We start from the raw sequence: 21644 nt of genomic DNA, 5'->3' as shown, positions 1-21644 counted from the left end.
CCGAAACCTTTTCGTCAATCAGGGTCCGATAAGGATCCAATTTACTGGCTTTCTCCGGCACGGGTTTCCTGGGCTTAATCAACTCAGGATTCTGTTGTTCCTCAAAGTGTTTTTTAATGGTACGTGGATCACTGTCGTATTGACGTGCCATCTGTGCAAAATTTGGTTTGATGTCGTTCATAATGTAGAACCTCACTCCTTCTCGAATATCTTTTCTCATGCTCATTACCTCCTTGTGTAGATGAGATGAAATAAGTATATTCAAAAAAATGTATGATTTCCGACATTTTTCAAACCGTTGTTTTCCTACATTTTACTACCGGCGTTAACACTTGGTAGCTAAATGGCTCACTGACACGCAACCACTGGCTTGTCTCTCACATTCAACAGGTGGCTCTACTGTGCTACAACATTGTCAAGAACGCTCTTTTCACGTCGGAACTGCGATATGCCAGAAGAGGTTAACCTCCTGTCAAATCGGTTTCGCCGAAATTCGGCCACCCACAAAAAATCCAGCTCCGGTGAGAACATTCTTATCGGAGCTAGCTCATCCGCGTGCGGATTTTCTCCGATAAGAGACGCGCTCGTCGGAGCTGACGGTCCTAGGCACACCCTCGGGTGTGCCTAGCTATTGAACATAATAAGGCAACGACCGAGATTAAAATCCGGTAGATGCCTCGAGATCATGCTGGAATATATGATTGCAGTACCACCCCTGAAAATCTGGACTTCCTGCAAATACTTGCCGACCAGTCTAAAAATAGCACACACTCGAAAAACGGCGTTTTTCTTTTATCGGGCACTTCTACATCAATGAAACGGTCGCCTCAGTCGAGATAGCATCTCGTTCTTTATCACCCGACAACTCTTTCCCCAGTGCAATGATGAAGTCTTTCAGTTTGTCTTTGACTTCCGGATGGGTCAGGCCGTAGTTGATGCTGGTAGTCATGAAGCCGAACTTGTCACCGACATCGTAGCGGGTGCCTTCGAAGCGTTTCGCGAAGACGCGCTGGGTTTGGTTCAGGGTATCGATGGCATCGGTCAGTTGGATCTCACCACCTGCTCCAGGAGCTTGGTTCTCAAGAATATCGAAGATTTCCGGCGTCAACAAGTAGCGCCCGATGATAGCCAAGTTGCTTGGCGCTTCTTCTGCTTTCGGTTTTTCCACGAATCGGCTGACATTGAATAACCCTGGTTCTAATTCGGAATCGGTATCGATGATGCCGTACTTGGAAGTTTCTTCCTGAGGCACCGCCATAACTGCGATATTCGACGCATGCGTCCGTTCATAGGCATTGATCAACTGCTTCGTCAATGGCACTTCATCTTGCATCAGATCGTCCCCGAGCATGACTACGAATGGTTCATCTCCTACGAAGGCTTTCGCCTGCAGGACAGCATGTCCCAGTCCCAACGGATAAGCTTGACGCACAAAATGGATGCGGACACCTGTCGACTCCTGAACCAATGCTAATAGCTCATCCTTGCCCTTTTCCCGCAAGTTCATCTCCAATTCAACATTGGAGTCGAAATGATCTTCGATAGCCCGCTTGCTTTTACCTGTGACGATCAAGATTTCTTCGATTCCCGATGCGATGGCTTCTTCGACGATGAACTGGATGGTCGGCTTATCAACAATCGGTAACATTTCTTTCGCCATGGCCTTTGTAGCTGGTAAAAAACGCGTGCCGAAACCGGCTGCTGGAATGACTGCTTTTCTGACTTTTTTCATGTATACAATTACTCCTTTGAAATGGATTTGAAATATGCTCCTGGAAGAATACCTAATCTGTTAAGCGCTTACTACTAATAAGATAAAGAATCCAAAATAAGCACATAATGGGCCTATTCTGGATTCTTTATACCCTAGGGTTGTTTAGTTTTCGTGGAAAAGGTCCCTTGTATAAACCTTCTCAGACACATCAGTTAATTCTTCCGCAAACCGATTAGACACTATTACATCAGAGATTCCCTTAAACTCATCAAAATCCTTGATTACTCTAGAGTTGTAGAAATCATCCTCATCAAGTGCTGGTTCAAATACTACCACTTCAATCCCTTTAGCCTTGATTCGTTTCATGACACCTTTGATTGCTGATTGACGGAAGTTATCAGAGTCCATCTTCATGGTTAATCTATAGATTCCGACTACCTTAGGATTTCGCTTAATGATCATATCTGAAATATGGTCTTTTCTTGTTCTATTAGCATCAACGATTGCAGACATAATATTTTGAGGAACATCAGCATAATTAGCCAATAACTGCTTCGTATCTTTCGGTAAGCAATATCCACCATAACCAAATGAGGGGTTATTGTAGTGCGTCCCGATACGAGGATCCAATCCTACACCCTCGATGATCTGTTTGGTATTCAATCCTCGTACTTCTCCATAGGAGTCCAATTCATTGAAGTATGCTACCCTTAACGCTAAATAGGTGTTGGCAAATAATTTAATCGCTTCAGCTTCAGTAGAATCCGTATATAGGATATCAATATTTTCTTTTATTGCGCCTTGCGCCAGTAGCTCTGCAAATACTTTTGCTCGTTCTGATTGTTCCCCTACAACAATGCGTGAAGGATGTAAGTTATCATACAAAGCCTTTCCTTCTCTTAAAAATTCAGGCGAGAAGATAATGTTGTTGGTTTCGAATTTTTCTTTAATGCTTTCCGTGTAACCAACTGGCACTGTGGACTTGATTACCATAACCGCATCAGGGTTGATTGATAAAACGTTCGCAATCACAGCTTCAACTGTTCTAGTATTAAAATAATTTTTCTCTGCATCATAGTTTGTAGGGGTAGAGATAATAACGTATTCCGCATCTTTATACGCTTTGTAGTTATCTGTAGTTGCTACTAGATTTAATTCTTTTGTTGAAAGATATTCTTCAATCTCCTTATCCGCAATAGGTGATTGACGATTATTAATCATATCAACCTTTTCTTGAATAATATCCAGTGCGATAACTTCATTATTTTGTGCCAAGAGAACAGCATTTGATAACCCTACATAACCAGTTCCTGCAATTGTAATCTTCAAGTTGTACATCTCCCATTAACTAGATTCATTTATTATTTCACATTATAATAATCAACGTACCAATCCGTAAATTGTTGTAGGCCTTCTTCAATCGAAGTTTTCGGTTTGAATCCCACAGCTTTTTGCAGAAGATCAGTTGAGGCATAAGTTGCCGGCACATCACCAGGTTTAATTGGTTCAAACACTTTATCAAAGACAACTTCACGATTTAGTGATTTGCTTAGACATTTTTCTAATGTTCCAATAAATACCATAAGTTTCTCTGGATTATTATTACCGATATTGAACACTGCACTCGGAACATCCTCGACTGGTGGATGGTCTATCAGTCTTACAATTCCTTCTACGATGTCATCGATATAAGTGAAATCACGATACAAATCATTTTCGAAGTCACCATTATTGAAAATCTTGATGGATTCTCCATTAAAGTATTTATCAGTAAAACCAAAATAGGCCATGTCAGGTCTTCCCATCGGACCATATACTGTAAAGAACCTAAGGCCAGTAGAAGGGATTTTATAAAGATGACTGTACGTATGAGCCATTAACTCATTTGATTTCTTGGTTGCTGCATACAGAGATACCGGATGATCTACAAAGTCGGATTCTTCAAACGGCACTTTTTTATTGGATCCGTATACGGAACTTGAAGAAGCATATATCAAATGGTCTACTGGATGGAATCTGCAAGCCTCTAAAATATTGAAAAATCCGATGATATTACTTTGAATATACACATCCGGATTTTCAATGGAATATCTAACCCCGGCTTGAGCAGCCAAGTTAATAACGACGTTAGGTTTATACTCTTCAAATATTTTCATGATTGCTTCTTTATTGGATGTATCTTCCTTAATGAAAGTGAAATTATCAAATGGTGTTAGATTTTCTAAACGGGCATTTTTTAGATTTACATCATAATAATCATTTATGTTATCGATTCCTATAACCTGGAATCCTTGTTCTAATAGTCGTTTTGATAGATACGATCCAATAAACCCTGCCACGCCCGTAACTAAAAATGTTTTTTTAAGTTGATTAATTTCCATTTTCATCCTCCTTATTTCGCAATATCAAAGTATAATTTTATCGAATATTATTATCTGCATCACTCAATTTTTAATAACGTTATCCTTCAATTTATATCTATTTGCTGATATCAGAAATGAATGATGCCAGTGCTTCTTGCCATGTCAGAATATTGAATCCAGTAGCTTTTGCTTTGCTCAAATCCATGATTGAATGTTTCGGACGATATGCTTTCTGTGGATATTGTTCCGAGGTGACCGGACTAACTTCTACATCAGAATCTTTCAGGATTTCAAGCGCAAATTCATACCATGAACAGCTATTATCATTCGATAGGTGATAAACGCCATACTTAGGTTTTACATTCTCTAAGTGCAGTAAAAACTCCGCTAATGTTCTTGTCCAAGTCGGGCGCCCTACTTGATCATTTACTACTGTCAATTTAGGATAGCTTTCTGACAATCGACGCATGGTATAGACAAAGTTATTTCCATACTCTCCAAATACCCAAGAGGTTCGGATGATATAGTACTTCGAACAAATTGATTCCACTAGTTGCTCGCCTACATGCTTTGCACGACCGTATTCATTTTTAGGATTAGCTGAATCAGTCACTTGATATAGGTCTTGATTTGTCCCATCAAAGACATAATCCGTACTTATGTAATACATCGTCGCATCAACTGATTCTGCAGCCTCAGCAACATTCTTCGTTCCAATTTCATTAATCAGCGCGTTCATTTCTTTACCTTCATCTTCAGCTTTATCCACAGCCGTGTAGGCTGCACAATGATATACAACTGATGGGGTTACTTTTTTAAATATGATATCAACAGCATTCTTATCCGTGATGTCCATTTCAGTTGCATCTGTGGCTACATATGTTATTCTTTTTTCATCCAACAAATGTCTCAATTCTGTACCCAGTTGCCCATTGGATCCCGTAATCAAAATCATCAAAATTCCTCCTCTATAAAAAAAGGCAGGGATTTCCTACCTTTTAAGACTATTCTTATTGGCCATTCTTCGCGTAACTTGCTTCAACAGCTTCTTTTTCAGCTGACCACCAGTCTCTGTTGTCTGTGTACCACTTGATGGTGTCTGCTAAGCCATCACGGAAGTTGGTGAACTGTGGCGTCCAACCCAACTCTTCTCTTAGCTTGGTAGAATCGATTGCATAACGCAAATCATGCCCGGCACGATCTTGTACATAGTCATATGCATCTTTCGGCTGGTCCATCAATTCCAGAATCAATTCTAGAACATGCTTATTGTTTTCTTCTCCATCAGCACCGATCAAGTAAGTCTCTCCAATGCGCCCTTTTGTTAGAATCGCCCACACAGCTGAAGAATGATCATTCGTGTGGATCCAGTCACGGACATTTTTTCCCTCTCCGTACAGTTTCGGTCGAATGCCAGACAAGATATTGGTGATTTGTCGCGGAATGAATTTCTCGATGTGTTGGTAAGGACCATAGTTGTTAGAACAGTTTGAAATCGTCGCTTCTAACCCAAACGAACGCATCCAAGCCTTCACCAACAAATCTGATCCAGCTTTAGTGGAAGAGTAAGGGCTTGATGGATTATAAGGAGTCTCTGCAGTAAATTTCTCACCCGGCCCTTCTCCATGTCCAGGCAAATCTTCACGCAATGGTAAATCTCCATAGACTTCATCAGTGGAAACGTGGTGATAACGCACACCGTACTTGCGACAAGCTTCAATCAACGTGTAGGTTCCGATGATATTGGTTTGGACAAAAGGAAACGGATCCTTAAGTGAATTGTCATTATGCGATTCAGCGGCATAGTGAACAACAGCATCAGACTCTCTAACAAGGCGGTCCACCAATTCGGCTTCGGCGATATCTCCCACAACCAATTCCACTCGGTCTCCTAGTAGTCCTGCTAGATTCTCTTTATTTCCTGCGTAAGTAAGTTTATCCAAAACTGTAACGTGTACTTCTGGATGATTATTCACTACATAATGAACAAAATTAGATCCGATAAACCCTGCCCCGCCAGTAACAATAATTTTTTTCATTTTTCTTTGTCTCCTAGCTCTTATATTTCGCCATATATGAATGGATTATCGAATTCAGCCAACGTAGGGTGCTTTGTATCTTTCTCGGACAAAACAAGTTTATCTACTTGCATCGGCCACTCGATACTGACTGCAGGATCATTAAACGCAATGCCGCCATCATTTTCTTTGGAATAGTATTCGTCTACTTTGTATTGTACGTTGCAGTGTGGAGTCAACGTCACAAAACCATGAGCAAAACCTTTCGGAACCAACAACTGACGATGGTTATACTCGCTCAAAATATACCCTTCCCACTTGCCGTATGTAGGAGAACCTAAGCGCATATCCACTAAAACATCATAAATTACCCCGGTAGTAGCACGGACTAGTTTTGTCTGAGCTTTTGGATTAGTCTGGAAATGCATCCCTCTTAAGACACCAGGTTCAACAGATAAGGAATGATTATCTTGCAGGAAATCGATATCAATTCCTGCAGCGCTGAACTTTTCCCTTGTGTAGCATTCTGTAAAGAAACCTCTGTGATCTCCGAAGACATCCATCTCAATGATTTTAACATCCTGTAACTTTGTATCAATTACTTTCACAAACTCATCTCCTAAACTTTTTCTGATTCCGCCAAACGAAGCATATACTGTCCATAACCGTTTTTCTTTAATGGTTGCGCTAACTCGATAAGTTGTTCACGGGTAATATAACCCATACGATATGCAATCTCTTCCAAGCAAGCTACCTTCAAATTTTGGCGTTTTTCGATTGTTTCGATAAACGTTGAAGCTTCGAGTAAAGACTCGTGCGTTCCTGTATCCAACCATGCAAATCCCCGGCCCATGATTTCTACATCTAATTTTCCTTTTTCTAAGTAAGCTTTATTAACGTCTGTAATTTCTAATTCTCCTCGTGGCGAAGGTTTGATACTCTTAGCAATTTCTACAACATCGTTGTCATAGAAATATAAGCCAGTTACGGCATAGTTACTTTTTGGGTTGAACGGTTTTTCTTCTATCGAGATAGCTTTCATAGTCTCATCAAACTCTACTACTCCAAACCTTTCTGGATCATGAACATGATAACCAAATACAGTCGCTCCGTTTCCCTTAGAGGCAGAACGCTGTAATAGTTTCGACAAACCACTTCCATAATAGATATTATCGCCTAATATCAAACAGACAGAATCGTCTCCAATAAATTCTTCACCAATCAAAAAGGCTTGAGCTAATCCATCTGGGTTATCTTGAACTTTATATTCAATGTGAATACCAATTTCAGATCCATCTCCGAATAATTGTTCGAAACGAATTATATCGGTTGGTGTAGATATAATTAAGATATCCTTAATCCCCGCTAACATCAACGTCGACATAGGGTAATATATCATTGGTTTGTCATAGACAGGTAGTAACTGCTTGGAAAGAACTTTGGTAAGGGGATATAACCGAGTTCCACTACCTCCTGCTAAAATAATTCCTTTCATAACTTGTTCCTCCTATTATCCTTCTAACAAAATTTATTTTTTTAACAGTAATTTTAACTCCCTAATTGCTAAAATAATATCTTTTCTTTTTATCATTATATATACCATATATGAGAATAGATAGATTAAAATTGAATTTAAACTACTTCCATACCATCCTATCATGATGAAAATCAGAGATATAATTGATTCCATTAGTAGAGCTTTACCAATCGAAATTTTCAAAATTTTTGATAGAAATGCCTCAGCTATGGCACATCTAAATGCTAACAATACCACAATGCATAATATCGCAAAATTTAAATTATTAAAAACTCGCACTGCAATAAAAGTAAGTACAACGCTTAATGCCAGTGAGTATAAGTTAATTTTTAACATCAACTTCTCTTCTCTTAACGTCTTCAGGTACGTATTAACTAATAGTGCCATCTTACCTTCATAGACACACATTGGAAATACAAGTGCCATATACTTCAAACTATCTATGTATTGCGGAAGCCAAATTGAAAGAATCATTTTAATAGGGAAATACAATATTAATGTGCCTAACAATATTAAAACCAGAATCTCCCTAAGTATTGTATAGATTTTTGACAATTTACGCTCATCGACTCTTCTTAAAACAGGGAAAATTATTATCCCAATAGCATTAATAAATATCATTATAAAATTAGATATACTAAGTGTTAGGGAGACCTTCCCAAATGTAGCAACATTCCAATTTCTCTCTATTCCGAACCTTACAATACCAATGATTAACATACTCGCTATATTAGAAAACATTAATTTTATTCCAACATTTATATTTTCTTTAGCCTCGGTAAAATTTATTCTAAACACAGAAATTTTCCGGAATATAATATCTTTACAGTAATACAACGAATATAATAATGAAATAAATTTTGCTATTAAATCAGCTACTATCATCAGTTCGTATTCTCTAAAACCCAACAATAAGAGAGAAACAATAAATGAACCGTATAATATTCTATCTAGCATAGTAATATTTGAATATTCTTTTATTCTGCTTGTTGCTTGAAAAATAAATAAAGGCATTGCTCTCATATTAGCTAGTACCATACAGAATGCAACCGATATGAATATGAATCGCTTGTCTATATCAGTGTCCATGAATATTGACACTGATATAATAATTATTGCGAGTAGAAGTTGAAAAATTGACAACATCCAGAATTGTGAGAAAAAAATATTTTTATCTAATTGATCATACTTTTCCCCACCATACCTCAGATAAATCCCATCATTCCAACCAAAATGAAAAAAACCCATGTACGATGCATAAAACATATATAATTGCCAATACCCATATTCTTCGATACCTATAAGTTTGGGTACGATTAATATAAGCACTGTAGAAATAATGAATGAAATAATATTCGATGAAAATACGTATGACACATTTTTTACTAGTAGCCGTGCTTTACTATTCATTTGTTGGCCCTTAAACATCTTTTCCTCCATATATAATTATTAATTCATTACTTTTATTTATTCTAATCACTCAGTGTCTTAACATTTAATAATAAATCTACTTAAGTAAGTATTGGTTCTTTTTAGAGCCTCTATTAAAATATTTTAGCCATGTGATCCCTGGTCGTAATATACTTATCTGTCCGGATAGCAGGTTCGCTTCTCTAGAACTATACGATGTAATGTAAAGCCCTTGACAGCTCCTTTGTGATTCTCTAATAGCAAACCGGGAGCTTTCTAAACTGGCGGAAAGCTTGAATCAGATCAAAAATAGGCCTCGGTAATATTCAACAGTTCTATTGATAAATGAAACTGCTCTATTTTAGCTGAGTAGCAATGAATCCTTTTATAAAGAGGTATGATTTATTTCATTAAATTACTCTTAAAACAGACTTGTTATGAATTAACCGAATTTTTAATAGCCTCTAAATACCCATAGCCATACTTTTCATCAGCCTCTAAATATGCACCTTCACTCCATTCATTCCAAGCTGTAACGAATATAAAATCACTATTTGGTAATTCATCACTATGTTTTATTTGCTCTCGTAAATATTTTTCAAATTTTTCTGGACTAGCATTTTTGTGAACAATACCTTTTTTCCCCCATCTTGCAGTAGTGTCCCAATCATTATATGCACCTAAATAGGTAGTAATCCCATTGCTAGGCGTTTGTGTCAAAACTCTTTGCCAAATCTTATCATAGCTACAAATCAACGGCCTATCTAAGTATTCTTTGTATAAAATTCTTTTAAAATTGTATAGTTTAGCATAATCAAATTTTTTACTTTTACCCAAAGCAAAGGTCGGTTGGTATTCAAATTGAGCATCAAACTTAAACTGGTTAGATACTTCTACATCTTCCTCATGTTTAAGTGTATTGATGTAGAAAAGCCCTTCCCAACCCTCTTTTTTGGCTAAAGTATCCCATAATAATTTCATTTCCTGCCAACAATCAATATTCTTCGCATCATAGATTACCATTATAGGCTTATTATCAACTTTTATATATCTTTCATCATCAAAAAACTGTTTTAGATATACAAAATGCTGTTCCCAATCTTTTTTTGATCCGTAGGTTTGTTCAATTAAAATTTTTCTATTTTTTCTACTTGTGCTATTGGACCACGTATGATTTGCCCAAGAGATACAAAACGGAATATCTATGTTTTTATTATTTAACATTTGTTCCATTGGTTGTTGCATTATCTGTTTTCCTTCAAACCAATAGTGATAGTAACAAAAGCCGTACACACCAAATTCCTTTGCTATCTGGGCTTGTTTTATCTGTTCCTCTTCATTTGTCAAATCATAATAATTATTATCCAAAGGAATTCTAGGTTGATAATGATTTTTGAATAAAGGCAAAGCTTTTTTACAACTCACCCACTCTGTGTGTCCTTTCCCCCACCATTCATTATTTTCTTCAATTTCATGATATTGAGGCAAGTAAATCGCAATTATTTTTTTCATAATACACCCTCTCTTATACACAATTATCTACAATCGTACAATTCAATTATATTTCAATAAAACAATTTAGCTCTGTCAAAAAACATCAAGTCCATGATAATTTTTTTATTATCCTCCATTACCATTCTCCTTTTGACCTTGCTTTACAAAAGAGAGAATAAAAGGAAAGTACACTAGTATAAGCGGACCAAATAGTACTTCGGTCCCCAAGTTTAAAAGTAAAAATATTAGTAATAATATTTTTTGTGATTTTTCAACTCTATATAATATACTAACGCAAATAAGCATAAAAATTAACAACCCAATAAATCCATAGTAATATATCACTCTCGCAAATCCGGCTAGGTATATTGGTATCTTCTTCATTCCATTTCCAAATAACCAATTAGATAATGAAATATTCCAATTAGAAGTTAAATACGTATACCCATTAAACCTTCCTGCAGCTGAATCTCCAGCAACTATCCTATCTACAAAAATTTGGAAAGAATTTGAATGAGTAATAAAATACAAAATTAATGGAACTATGAATATAACTATTATCATTCTTTGAATTGATATATTTTCTTTTGTTTTATGAAAGAACCAGAAAATCCAGGTTATAGCACACAATAAAATTCCCGTTGTTGAAACAGACAACAATATTCCAACTGTAATTATGACCGGGATTTTCAAATCGTTATCTGAATCACTTGAAAACAAACAAATGATTAAGATTCCAAGAACGTATACAGCATACCAAGCTGGCTCAGAGAATATAGAATGCGGACGCATTATCATATCCATACCTAATATTTTTGTGTCCACTTGAAGATCATTCCTTATTGGAGTTAAAAAGGGCAGGGTTCCTGGTAACATATAATTCATTGTTCTAAGTAAAGTAACTTGTACAAACAAATAAAATGTTGAAAATACAGATGTAAGTTTATATAGTTTAATTCCAAATTCATAATCAAATAATTGTTTAGAAAAGAAAATAATTATTGATAAATAAACAGAATATCTTGTAGTCCTAAATATTACATCGTTAGTATTTATTGTTTCATCACTTACTAAAGTTAATAGCATTTGGATAATTATATAGGCCAAGTAAATAATTAAAATTGAAAAAGAATATTTTTTATCAGAAATAATTTTTTTCATCATCCAAATTACTAAAACTGGAAACATGATTAGAAGCATCAAATCACCCAATGTAAAATTCGTTAAAATAGGTATTGGTGATGCATACATTGTTAATATAGGAAACCAGATTAATATTGCTGAAAATACCTTTTTCAATTTCTTTACTTCATTTTGTGTTTCCATTCATTTTAATTCTCCATATATTTTTTATTGGTCTACCCATTTAATTAATAATGCGGTTCATATCATTGACTTAATAACTCAAATTTTTTACCTTAAAAAGATGTCTTAATTATCCCTTATCTGATTTTTCAGTAACTTTGAAACATCATTTTGATGTATTAATTTGAATTTAAAATTTTATGCGTTCAAACATTTAATACCTATTACATCATATGTATACTCTGTATTTTGATAATAGTGAAGTGGAAAGATGAGCAATTGCATAAAGTTTTTCATACTAAATAAATTCAACAATCAAATCCTGATTAACAGAATATTCCGGAATCATTCTGGGTTATTTGTTATTGATTTTGGAATAGTTGAAGTTGATTGTTATATATATACGCTTATTTAAGTATTGTTTTTAACAATTAACTCTATTAAGTTGTTTAGTGTTTTCGAAGAAGATGATGCATCTAAAAAGATTGTATATAAATTTTCTTTCTTTTTTTAGGAATATGCCCCCATCTTTTTCTTTTTCGCATCTATAATCCCTCTAATAGCCATTTTCATTTTTTCGATTTTTCGATCCTCGAATATCATTATTTTAATAATGAACTTATACAAATGTACATTTATAATTTTTTTCATTCCCTTGCCATATTTTCTTTCTAAATATTTTTGATTCCTAAATAAATAATATGTTCTTACTGGAGCTGCAAATGAAGGATGTACTGTTTTCCATAATATCTTTTTTGGTATTGAATTTCCAAATCTTTGAATAATTACAGAGTTCCCTAGCATAATTATCTTTTTATTATTTAGATATAATTTAATACCCAAATCAATATCTAAATGAGCAATAAACATTTCATCATCAAAACCATTTACACCCATGTAGTCTTCTAAGAACATCATTGATCCAGATGTCATAACCCAATTCCTAATTTCATTCAAGTTTTCACCAATTAAAGTATATGCTACTTTCTCTTGATTCGTTTCATATTCAGAATAAACTGATTTTACATTTGGACATACAATAGAATAGTGCTCATGTGACTTTTCAATAAAATCAACGATAGTTTTTACCCCATTATTCTCAAATTTAGAATCTTGATCCATAGTTAAAACATAATTAAAACCATCCTCTACAGCCATACGACATCCAACATTTAAAGCATATCCTAATCCTTTATTTCCATCTAAATTTACATATATAGATTTCTCATTATTGATTATATTTTGTATTATTGCCTTTTGTTCATGTTCTGAGTTATCTATAATATATAATTTATCTATTTCATTAATATACGTATTTATGTTCGCTTCAACATCAATATCAGGATTATATAAAACAACAACACCCGCATACTTATACATAAGTACCACCTCTATCTTCATGTTTTCTTATATAGAAATCCTGTAGCCATTTAGCGGTTTCCTTAATGTCATAACCACTATGAAAAATTGCTTGAGAAACATCATTCCGTTTATAATTACTCGATTTCTCCAAAATTTTATTAGCCCAAATATCTGTTTTTGAATTTAACGGCAGTGATTCAACAATATCAGTCACAAAAGCTTCACTTGGGATAGTGTCTGCTACTATGCACTTTAATCCAGAGGCTTGAGCCTCAACAATAGCGATACCCAATCCCTCAAATAATGATGGGAATACAAAAACATCCATTGCTTGTATCAGCTGTGGGATATCGTCTCTAACACCAGTAAATAAAACATGTTCGGTGAGTCCTAATTTATTTACTTTTTCTTCTACTTTTGCTCTCTGCTCACCTTCTCCAATCAACAATAACACAGTATTTTCATTTCTATCATGTACTTTCTTAAAAACCTCTACTAGGAACATGTGATTTTTTTGGGGATGGAACCTTCCAATATGGCCAATTACGAATTTTCCAGCCAAGTTCAATTCTCTTCTTTTTATGGTTCTCACTGCTTCATTGTATCTGAAGGCATTGACATCTATTGCATTTTTTAAAATAAAAAAATTATCCTTTTGACATACTTTCTTTCCAAATAACCATTCTCCTGCATAAAGAGAACAAGCAAAAAAATCATCAGCTATATAACGTATTGGATATTGCATCAAATTCTTAGCAAACGCAACCATACCCTTTCCAGAAGAGGTATTATGGCTATGAGAAATAGAAATCAAACCATATTTTTTTGCTATTCGAAGATATATTGATGCTGTACTCCGTACATGTCCATGAATTAACTTATATTGTGGATGGTCTTTAAAAAAAACATTCCAAGCTTTATTATAAGAAGAGTAATTTAAACCTTCATATTTTGGAATACTGTAAATTCTTCCACCTAATTCCTTTATTTCTTGATCGTAATCACATTTATCACGAGTATGTACAACGAAATCGAATTGGATTATGTTTTTATCAATTTTACGATATATATTCATGATCATTGTTTCAGCTCCGCCTCTATCAAGACGTCCAAAAACGTGTAAAATGCGAATAGGCTCTTTCATATTCGATCCTCCTTTTTATATTATCTCTCTTATTGCAACAATTCCATTTATTTTTTTTATAATATCATTAATTTCACTTATGTATGCTTCAACCACAATTTGTCTGTCAAATTCATTCTCTACTTTTTTTCTGCCTGCAATTCCCATCAATTTTTTTGTAGAGTTATCTAAGTTTAAGAATTCCTCAATTTTGTCAATTAAATCCAGGCTGTTCTTTTGGTCAACAACATATCCATTTATTCCGTTATCAACCACTTCACGGCAACCTGACCTATTTGTAGTAATAATAGGCCTAGCACATGCAGAACTTTCTAATAATATATTTGATATTCCCTCTGGATAGTAAGATGGATGCACAGTGCAATGTGTTTTTTTTAATATTTTTCTTATATCCCTTACCATGCCATGATAAATTACTGTACCATCTTCCTGTAACTTATTTAGCCTTTCTTCATAAGCTTGTTCACAAAATCCACAGATATGGAATTTTGTATTTGGATATTTATTATGTATATATTCAGCTGCTTCAAGGTACTGTTCAATTCCTTTTTCTTTCATAATCCTTGAAATAAAAACAAATTCTGTAGTACTATTATCTAGATAAGGTAATGGCTGAAAGAAATCTAAATTTACACCTGATCCAGGTACTAATCTATTTTTACCAATTGCAATTTTATTATCATTAAAAAATTGCATATTCTCAGTATTCTGAAAAAAAACACAATTAATTTTTTTGAAAGCTACTTTATAAAGTAAGATAGTAATTTTTTGCATAATCCCAGCATTCTCAACTGCAGTACCCAATCCAGTAATATTCGCAATATAAGGAACATTCAATAATCTACATGCCATCCCCCCATAAATATTAGGTTTAATCGTATAGGAGAGCACTACATCAGGTTTGAATTCTTTTATTATTTTTCTATAATGTGCGAGTAGTTTTAACTCTTCTAATATGTTGGTACCATGCCTAGAAATAGTAGTTTCAACATACTCACACCCCATCTGTACCAAATCATCAATTCGTTCTCCATACGGTGATGATATAATGACCTCATACCCATCTTCTAATAATCTCTCAACAAGTTCTTTCCTGAAGTTATAAATTACAACATCATGATTTACTAATATAAGGACTTTCTCCATTTAAATTAACTCTCCACTTCAGTAGAAATAATTGATTTTTTTAAATCTTTGATGCGATAATCATGTTTTAAATCACTTAATGACATATCGTAATTCAAATCACCGAATACCTTATTTATCAAGCCAATTTTGTTGGATAATAAATATAAAATCGGATTAAATAATTTTACTAATTTCATTTTTTTCCCACTAATATCGGCGATCGTTTTCACCATTTCAGAGGTTTTCACATATTCTTTGTTCTGAGGGAAGAAAACTCCATGCTCATTTGTGCTAACTAATAAACGAATCAATTCGGTTAGATTATCGATATGCAACATACTTCTTTTATTGTCGATATCTGGAAATAGTGGTGTAATCTTCGCGAACTTAGCCAGAAACGGATAGTTTCCTTTTGAATCTTTCCCGTAAATCATCGGCGGACGTATAACGACAACATTAAATCCCTCCGACTGAAGTGGAAGGATTCCCTGTTCCGCTTGTAATTTACTGTTCCCATAGAAATTGATTGGTTCCGGTACAGTATCTCTCGTGATTACTTTGGTTTCCCCAATTTTGCTGCTTGCTCCATATACAATCATGCTGCTCATAAAAATGAACTGTTTGACTCCTTCAGACTTTGCTTTTTGAGCAACTTCAATCGTGAGATCACGGTTAACTTTGTAATACAATTCTTCTTGATCTGCTTTCGCATCTTGGTGGGCAATCCCTGCCACATGAAAAATGGTGTCATAAGGAGAAAAATCAAGTTCTTTCCATTCACCATTCTTCGTATCAACACTATCCACATGATACTCTTCCGGCCATTGTGCTACCCATTTTTCAAAAGAGGTGCCAATATAGCTATTGGCACCTGTAATCAATATTCTCTTCATACCTATTGATTACCTCCTTCACTTAGCGCGCCTGTGCCGCCTTCAATAACGCCATCGCTTTTCAAGACGCTTGTAATGGTTCCGACAAAGCATTTCACATCGAAAGCGAAATTCATTTTTTGGATGTATTCTCCGTCCAACTCAGATTTGACAGTAATCGGCAACTCATCGCGACCATTGATTTGAGCCCAACCGGTTAAACCAGGGCGAACATCATTTGCATTGTATTTGTCTCTTTCAGCAATCAGGTCGTACTGATTCCACAAAGCGGGACGCGGCCCGATAATGGACATTTCGCCTTTGATGATATTGAAGATTTGAGGCAATTCATCAAGGCTTGTTTTTCTCAAGAATTTACCGACTTTTGTGATGTACTGATCAGGATCTCCTAATAAATGCGTTGGTGTGTCCTTGGGAGTATCGATACGCATCGTACGGAACTTCAAAATATTGAAATGCGTTTTGTTGATTCCGACTCTTTTTTGTTTAAAGAAGATAGGACCCGGTGTATCCATTTTTATTGCAATAAATAAAATTAAGAATAATGGCGATAAAATGACTGCGGCCAATACCGAAAGAACTAAGTCAATCACTCTTTTTACCTTCAAATACTCCATTTAGCACCCCTATAATTATTTTTTTCTTCTTATAATTGTCTCTAAGATATAATCATTTAAAGAAAATATCTTTCAGTATTTTTTATGATAACATTTCTACAAGCGAATTTGCACAAAAATCGAAGTTTTTTTGAAGTTTTACTTAAACTTTACGTTTAAAATCCGAAGGATAAGAAAGGAAACGGATACATCATGAATAAAGTATGAAATCACGATATTCCATCTTTTGTTTTCGATTACGAAAACTAGAATAAGGGTTTAATTACGATTTAGTGATAATAAGCGTTCCCCCCTCATATATTTTATATTCTGCACTTTGTAATTCCCAGTTCAATATCGCTTAATTAGTTCTTGCAAGTTAATGATTGCATGTTTCTCATTTCTTTTTTTCTGCACAGATACACACTATTATAGTTCTTTCCTTAAAGGTTTCTTATTTTATATTCCTATAATCATAATTCCAGGTAGTACCTTTCCGGATTGATCTTTCTTGCAAGTTCATGACTGCATGTTTTTATTTCTGTGTCATACCCATTCTCCTTGCGATGTGCCAATAGTTTGGGTTTGACCCTCTCTTTTTACACAATTATCCGGAAACAACACCGACGATACGCTCTCCTCCGGTCAACAGTCGCTCGTCGGAGGTAGGATAGCTGGCGCATTAGTGTTCTCCGATGAATAAGCTCTTCATCGCAGGCGACTGTACACGCGGCACGGCTCCCATTTGCGACAAAAATCGCAACATTCGGATGTAAGCCTATCCAATCGGCTGAATCCGGCCTATACTGGAGCTATTGTTTCACAATTGAACGAACGGAGGAATGTTTTCGTGATTATTGATGCATTAACGAATATGGAATTTTATAAGGGATTGAACGAAAGGCTCTACAAAGGGCTGGCATTTTTGAAGGAGACAGATGTCGCATCGTTGCCAGTTGGGCGTTACGAGATAGATGGTGATGAGGTGTTTGCGCTAGTGCAGGAGTACGATACGCGTTTAGCAGACGAATGCCGTTGGGAGGCCCACTATACGTACACGGACATCCAGTATGTCGTGGAAGGCTGCGAAAAGATGGGCTGGAAAACGCTGGATGGCTTCATGAAAACAGAGGATCGCCCGGAAGATGATGTGTATTTCTTTGATGCGGAGGGCGATCATTTCGTCGTGCACGCAGGGCAGTTCGCAGTGTTCACCCCGCATGATGCCCACCGTCCGGGAATGGCGGTCGACAGACCGGCACCGGTCAAAAAAGTTATCGTTAAAGTGGCGATATAACAGAAGACAATTGAAAAAGCCAGTGCAGCTTTGCTTGCGCAGAGGCTGCACTGGCTTTTTTTACTGGGTTATTACTGACATCTTGCGGTGTCCGTCTTTTTGGAAGTTTAGTAGTCTGGGGGTTCATTGGAATAGCTTCAATCATCGGTTGGTTCTTATAAATACCCTATCCGAGTGTTTATAAGAACCAAACTGTTTATGAAATGAGTATACTTACTATGAAAGATATTTATTCGTATGGAGGGATCTAAAGATGACTGATGCACGGCAACTTTTATATGAGTTAGAGATAGCGAGTAAAATTTCCTTGCCAAATGCAGATCACATCAAACTGAAGTTGCACTATGAAGAAATACTCCAAAACTATGATATTACTAAGAAAACGCCTGATAATTTAGAAAATGATTTCCAAGAAAAGTTGGACTTGTATTTAAGTGCCATTTCGGTTGAAGCATTTAGCATCCAAACTGTTATGAATTACAAAGAAGAACTAAGGCTATTCTCAAACTACACGCAAAAACCCGTTGCGCTTATAACCACAACAGATATTCGAAATTATTTAACTCTAAATCCAAATCTAAAAAACAGCACTATTTCAAAAAAGCTATCCGTAATCAAGGCGTTTTTTGCTTCGTTAGTCGTAGAAGAGTTACTTCTGCATAACCCTGCTTCAAAGATTAAACCTTTAAAGCAGGAAAGCAGATTACCGAAAGCTTTGACTCCCCTGGAGATGGAAGATGTCAGAAATTCCTGTTTAACCTTGCGAGAACGTGCTTTTGTCGAGTTGTTCTTCTCTACTGGATGCAGACTGTCTGAAGTCTGCAGTATGAAGAAAGCAGATATCAATTGGCACACAGGCGCACTGCCTGTAATAGGAAAAGGTAATAAAGAAAGGATTGTATATCTCACGCCTACAGCGATTTTCCACTTAAAAGCATACATTGATGTCTGTGAATATGAAGAAAATTTCTGCGAGTATATATTTTCTACTTCTATTCGACCCTACCGCCAGCTCCATCCGGGGGCAATCGGCAAAGAAATTAAACACATTAACGATCGATGCAACCTATCAAAAAAATTAACCCCGCATATCTTTAGACATACCATGGCAACAACTTCTTTAAACAATGGTATAGAGTTGGCTGACTTGCAAAGCCTCCTAGGACACGTGAATCCCTCTACGACTCTTCGCTATGCGAAAGTTTCCGAAGAAAGAAAGCAAAGTGCTCATAAAAAATATGTCCACTAATGATATGCTCCACACAAATTAATAATGGTGATTCTTTCATTGCTTGTTTTTCTGGCACAAACTGATTACTTTTTGAAATGCTGTAAGCCAGCCATCAGGTGGATGACATTTTTTCCCTACTGTACTCCGACGAACTCCCTCTTCATCGGAGGTGGTCATAGGTGCAGCACGCTTCCCAGTTGCGACAGAAATCGCAACAATGTGGTGTAAGCCTATTCAATCGAAGGAATCTGCCCTATACTGGTACTATCGATTCACAATCGAACGGATGGAGGAATATTTTTATGATCATTGATGCATTGGCAAATATGGATTTCTATAAGAATTTGAACGAGTCGCTGTATAAGGGACTGAGATTTTTAAGAGAAACGGATTTGGCAGCTTTACCTGTGGGACGCTACGAAATCGATGGTGATGCGGTGTTCGTGTTGGTACAGGAATATGAGACGCATCTGCCGGAGGAATGCCGCTGGGAAGCGCACTACACGTATACGGACATCCAGTACATCGTGGAAGGCAGCGAAAAAATGGGCTGGAAAGCGCTGGATAACGTCGTGAAGACAGAGGATCGGCCTGACGATGACATCTACTTCTTCGATGCGGAAGGCGATCATTTCGTGCTGCATGCTGGACAGTTCGCGGTGTTCGCGCCACAGGATGCCCACCGCCCGGGTTTGGCGGTAGACGAACCGGCCCCGGTCAAGAAAGTCGTCGTGAAAGTAAAAATGTAATGCCAAAGAAGCCAGAACCGGAGTTGCTCGCGCAATCCCGGTTCTGGCTTCTTTTTGATTATCCAGGGAATGCAAATAGCCTAGAAACATTTCCTTACGTATGCTTTTCAATCCAGGTAAAAATACAACGACTGCAACAGATACTCGGATTCATATTTTTGCGCCAATCTGAAAAGGTGCCGTTTCAAGGTTGCGCGCGTTCCGCTGCCGTTGCGGTAATTCATGAGGTTCTTTTCATACTGCCTGCGCTCGGCGTCGGTCGCGTGCTTCTTGAAGTAGCCCCAGACATGAGCAGCGGCATTCTCGACGTACCCGGGGTGGAGTTCTTCGGCGAAGGCGGTATCGATCAGGCGATAAAATTCCTGAACCGGATAGGCTTCTTTGTCCTTCAGCAGTGTGCGGATGGCTTGATAGACCGCGGTCGAACGTTCGAGGACGGCGTATTTATAGCGGCCCCACTCTTTTTCCAACAGTACTGTTTTTGGAACGGCTGTGGTCGCGTTTTGGCATTTGATGGCGGACAGGTTCTTGTCCTTCACTTCCAGCATGATGTCGATCTGTTTGTCCTCCAGCTGTTCGTGGAAGGTCAGGAAAGTCTCCAAGTCGATCGTATCGGTGTGCGCGCCCGGCCGTTTGCCTGGCGCCTGCTGGGAGTAATGAATTTTCTGGTTGCCGTCCGCTGCTTTCCAAGTTTTTTTAACTTCGGCGATCCAGTATGGGTCGGTGCCTCCCGATTTAGGCGAGTTTATGGCATGGTGCAAGTTATCGTAGACGGCCGGGATCTGGAGTCGGTGCGCCAGCTCGAGGACCTCTTCGATATTGTAGAGCCTGTCGTCATTCTCAATGATGAGCCGATTTCGGACAGCTTCCGGAAGACGGCGGAAATTCTGTTCGAAGCGCTCAAGTGCTTCTTTTTTATCCCCATAGATACCACCGACATGGAGGACGATTTTGTGCTGATTGTCGACGCCCAGACACTCCAGCATTTTGGCGTGGTACGCGAGATCGAGGATAGCGCGCGCCACGACATCTTCGTCGGGCGAATTCAGGACGGTGTATTGGCCCGGATGGAACGACACCCGCATGCCGCTCTTGCGGATCTTCGCGCCGATGTGCTGGAAGGCTTCGGCGTGGATGTCCCACCAAGGAAGCGCGTTGACCGGGCTGGAGCCGAATGGGATCAGATCCGAACTGATGCGGAACAGTTTGATGTCGTTCTTGCGGTTGTAGTCGATCATCCGCTCCAAGGCGGTGAGGTTGTGCGCCGTTACCTCCGTCAGCTTTTCCGGGGTCGCGTTCTTCTGCATGAGGCTGCGGATGTTAGTGTTGGGCGTGCCGATGTTGAGGCAGGCATAGCCGATGGACATAGGGGTTCCTCCTCTCGTTCAGAGTTCCCGATGGAA

At 37.3% G+C, this 21644-nt stretch carries 19 protein-coding genes and 1 pseudogene; 3 read left to right on the top strand and 17 right to left on the bottom strand.

Annotated elements, in window-relative coordinates; genetic code table 11:
* From PH235_RS08390 to PH235_RS08315, 16 genes and pseudogenes are all read right to left on the bottom strand, one after another.
* A pseudogene (locus PH235_RS08390) lies at positions 1 to 220 on the bottom strand (IS21 family transposase); the annotation flags it as partial.
* Positions 221 to 805: 585 nt separating this feature from the next.
* Entirely contained in the window at positions 806 to 1732 is a 927-nt protein-coding gene (galU, locus tag PH235_RS08385; protein WP_272161906.1) for a UTP--glucose-1-phosphate uridylyltransferase GalU, read from the bottom strand.
* Positions 1733 to 1876: 144 nt separating this feature from the next.
* Positions 1877 to 3043, bottom strand: coding sequence for a nucleotide sugar dehydrogenase (locus PH235_RS08380; RefSeq protein WP_272161905.1), 1167 nt, complete (start codon positions 3041 to 3043; stop codon positions 1877 to 1879).
* 32 nt (positions 3044 to 3075) lie between these two features.
* The gene (locus PH235_RS08375; protein ID WP_272161904.1) at positions 3076 to 4095 is read right to left on the bottom strand and encodes a GDP-mannose 4,6-dehydratase; all 1020 of its coding nucleotides are present in this window, start codon (positions 4093 to 4095) and stop codon (positions 3076 to 3078) included.
* Between the two features lie 97 nt (positions 4096 to 4192).
* Positions 4193 to 5032 carry a dTDP-4-dehydrorhamnose reductase gene (gene rfbD / locus PH235_RS08370; protein WP_272161903.1) on the bottom strand — a complete coding sequence of 280 codons (840 nt, stop codon included), beginning with the start codon at positions 5030 to 5032 and terminating at the stop codon, positions 4193 to 4195.
* Between the two features lie 55 nt (positions 5033 to 5087).
* Positions 5088 to 6116, bottom strand: a complete 1029-nt coding sequence (gene rfbB / locus PH235_RS08365; RefSeq protein ID WP_272161902.1) for a dTDP-glucose 4,6-dehydratase — start codon at positions 6114 to 6116, stop codon at positions 5088 to 5090.
* A 20-nt stretch (positions 6117 to 6136) separates the two neighbouring features.
* Positions 6137 to 6703 carry a dTDP-4-dehydrorhamnose 3,5-epimerase gene (rfbC, locus tag PH235_RS08360; RefSeq protein ID WP_272161901.1) on the bottom strand — a complete coding sequence of 189 codons (567 nt, stop codon included), beginning with the start codon at positions 6701 to 6703 and terminating at the stop codon, positions 6137 to 6139.
* Positions 6704 to 6714: 11 nt separating this feature from the next.
* On the bottom strand, positions 6715 to 7590 hold the full coding sequence (rfbA, locus tag PH235_RS08355; protein ID WP_272161900.1) for a glucose-1-phosphate thymidylyltransferase RfbA: 876 nt from the start codon (positions 7588 to 7590) through the stop codon (positions 6715 to 6717).
* Between the two features lie 33 nt (positions 7591 to 7623).
* The gene (locus PH235_RS08350; protein ID WP_272161899.1) at positions 7624 to 9060 is read right to left on the bottom strand and encodes a hypothetical protein; all 1437 of its coding nucleotides are present in this window, start codon (positions 9058 to 9060) and stop codon (positions 7624 to 7626) included.
* Positions 9061 to 9477: 417 nt separating this feature from the next.
* Entirely contained in the window at positions 9478 to 10554 is a 1077-nt protein-coding gene (locus PH235_RS08345; RefSeq protein ID WP_272161898.1) for a glycosyltransferase WbsX family protein, read from the bottom strand.
* Between the two features lie 108 nt (positions 10555 to 10662).
* Positions 10663 to 11862, bottom strand: coding sequence for a hypothetical protein (locus PH235_RS08340; protein WP_272161897.1), 1200 nt, complete (start codon positions 11860 to 11862; stop codon positions 10663 to 10665).
* Between the two features lie 489 nt (positions 11863 to 12351).
* Complete coding sequence (locus tag PH235_RS08335) at positions 12352 to 13221, bottom strand: glycosyltransferase (RefSeq protein ID WP_272161896.1); 870 nt, start codon at positions 13219 to 13221, stop codon at positions 12352 to 12354.
* The gene (locus PH235_RS08330; protein ID WP_272161895.1) at positions 13214 to 14347 is read right to left on the bottom strand and encodes a glycosyltransferase family 1 protein; all 1134 of its coding nucleotides are present in this window, start codon (positions 14345 to 14347) and stop codon (positions 13214 to 13216) included. The genes PH235_RS08335 and PH235_RS08330 overlap by 8 nt, the downstream gene beginning before the upstream one ends.
* 15 nt (positions 14348 to 14362) lie before the next feature.
* Complete coding sequence (locus PH235_RS08325; RefSeq protein WP_272161894.1) at positions 14363 to 15493, bottom strand: glycosyltransferase family 4 protein; 1131 nt, start codon at positions 15491 to 15493, stop codon at positions 14363 to 14365.
* Positions 15494 to 15498: 5 nt separating this feature from the next.
* Positions 15499 to 16368 (bottom strand): NAD-dependent epimerase/dehydratase family protein, encoded by an 870-nt coding sequence (locus PH235_RS08320; protein WP_272161893.1) that lies wholly within the window; start codon positions 16366 to 16368, stop codon positions 15499 to 15501.
* Between the two features lie 2 nt (positions 16369 to 16370).
* Positions 16371 to 16985 (bottom strand): sugar transferase, encoded by a 615-nt coding sequence (locus PH235_RS08315; protein ID WP_272161892.1) that lies wholly within the window; start codon positions 16983 to 16985, stop codon positions 16371 to 16373.
* Between the two features lie 829 nt (positions 16986 to 17814).
* On the opposite strand from PH235_RS08315, the gene PH235_RS08310 reads away from it, so the two are divergent.
* The 3 genes from PH235_RS08310 (at position 17815) to PH235_RS08300 (ending at position 20241) form a co-directional block, all read left to right on the top strand.
* On the top strand, positions 17815 to 18261 hold the full coding sequence (locus PH235_RS08310) for a YhcH/YjgK/YiaL family protein (protein WP_272161891.1): 447 nt from the start codon (positions 17815 to 17817) through the stop codon (positions 18259 to 18261).
* 253 nt (positions 18262 to 18514) lie between these two features.
* The gene (locus PH235_RS08305; RefSeq protein ID WP_272161890.1) at positions 18515 to 19510 is read left to right on the top strand and encodes a tyrosine-type recombinase/integrase; all 996 of its coding nucleotides are present in this window, start codon (positions 18515 to 18517) and stop codon (positions 19508 to 19510) included.
* A 284-nt stretch (positions 19511 to 19794) separates the two neighbouring features.
* Entirely contained in the window at positions 19795 to 20241 is a 447-nt protein-coding gene (locus PH235_RS08300; protein ID WP_272161889.1) for a YhcH/YjgK/YiaL family protein, read from the top strand.
* Positions 20242 to 20348: 107 nt separating this feature from the next.
* Here PH235_RS08300 and uvsE read toward each other — a convergent pair whose 3' ends face one another.
* Positions 20349 to 21608 carry a UV DNA damage repair endonuclease UvsE gene (uvsE, locus tag PH235_RS08295; protein WP_334223637.1) on the bottom strand — a complete coding sequence of 420 codons (1260 nt, stop codon included), beginning with the start codon at positions 21606 to 21608 and terminating at the stop codon, positions 20349 to 20351.
* Positions 21609 to 21644: the final 36 nt, after the last annotated feature.

It is taken from the genome of Trichococcus sp. K1Tr, from assembly GCF_028309625.1.
Taxonomy (GTDB): domain Bacteria; phylum Bacillota; class Bacilli; order Lactobacillales; family Aerococcaceae; genus Trichococcus.
This window is presented reverse-complemented; position numbering and strand designations above follow the sequence as displayed.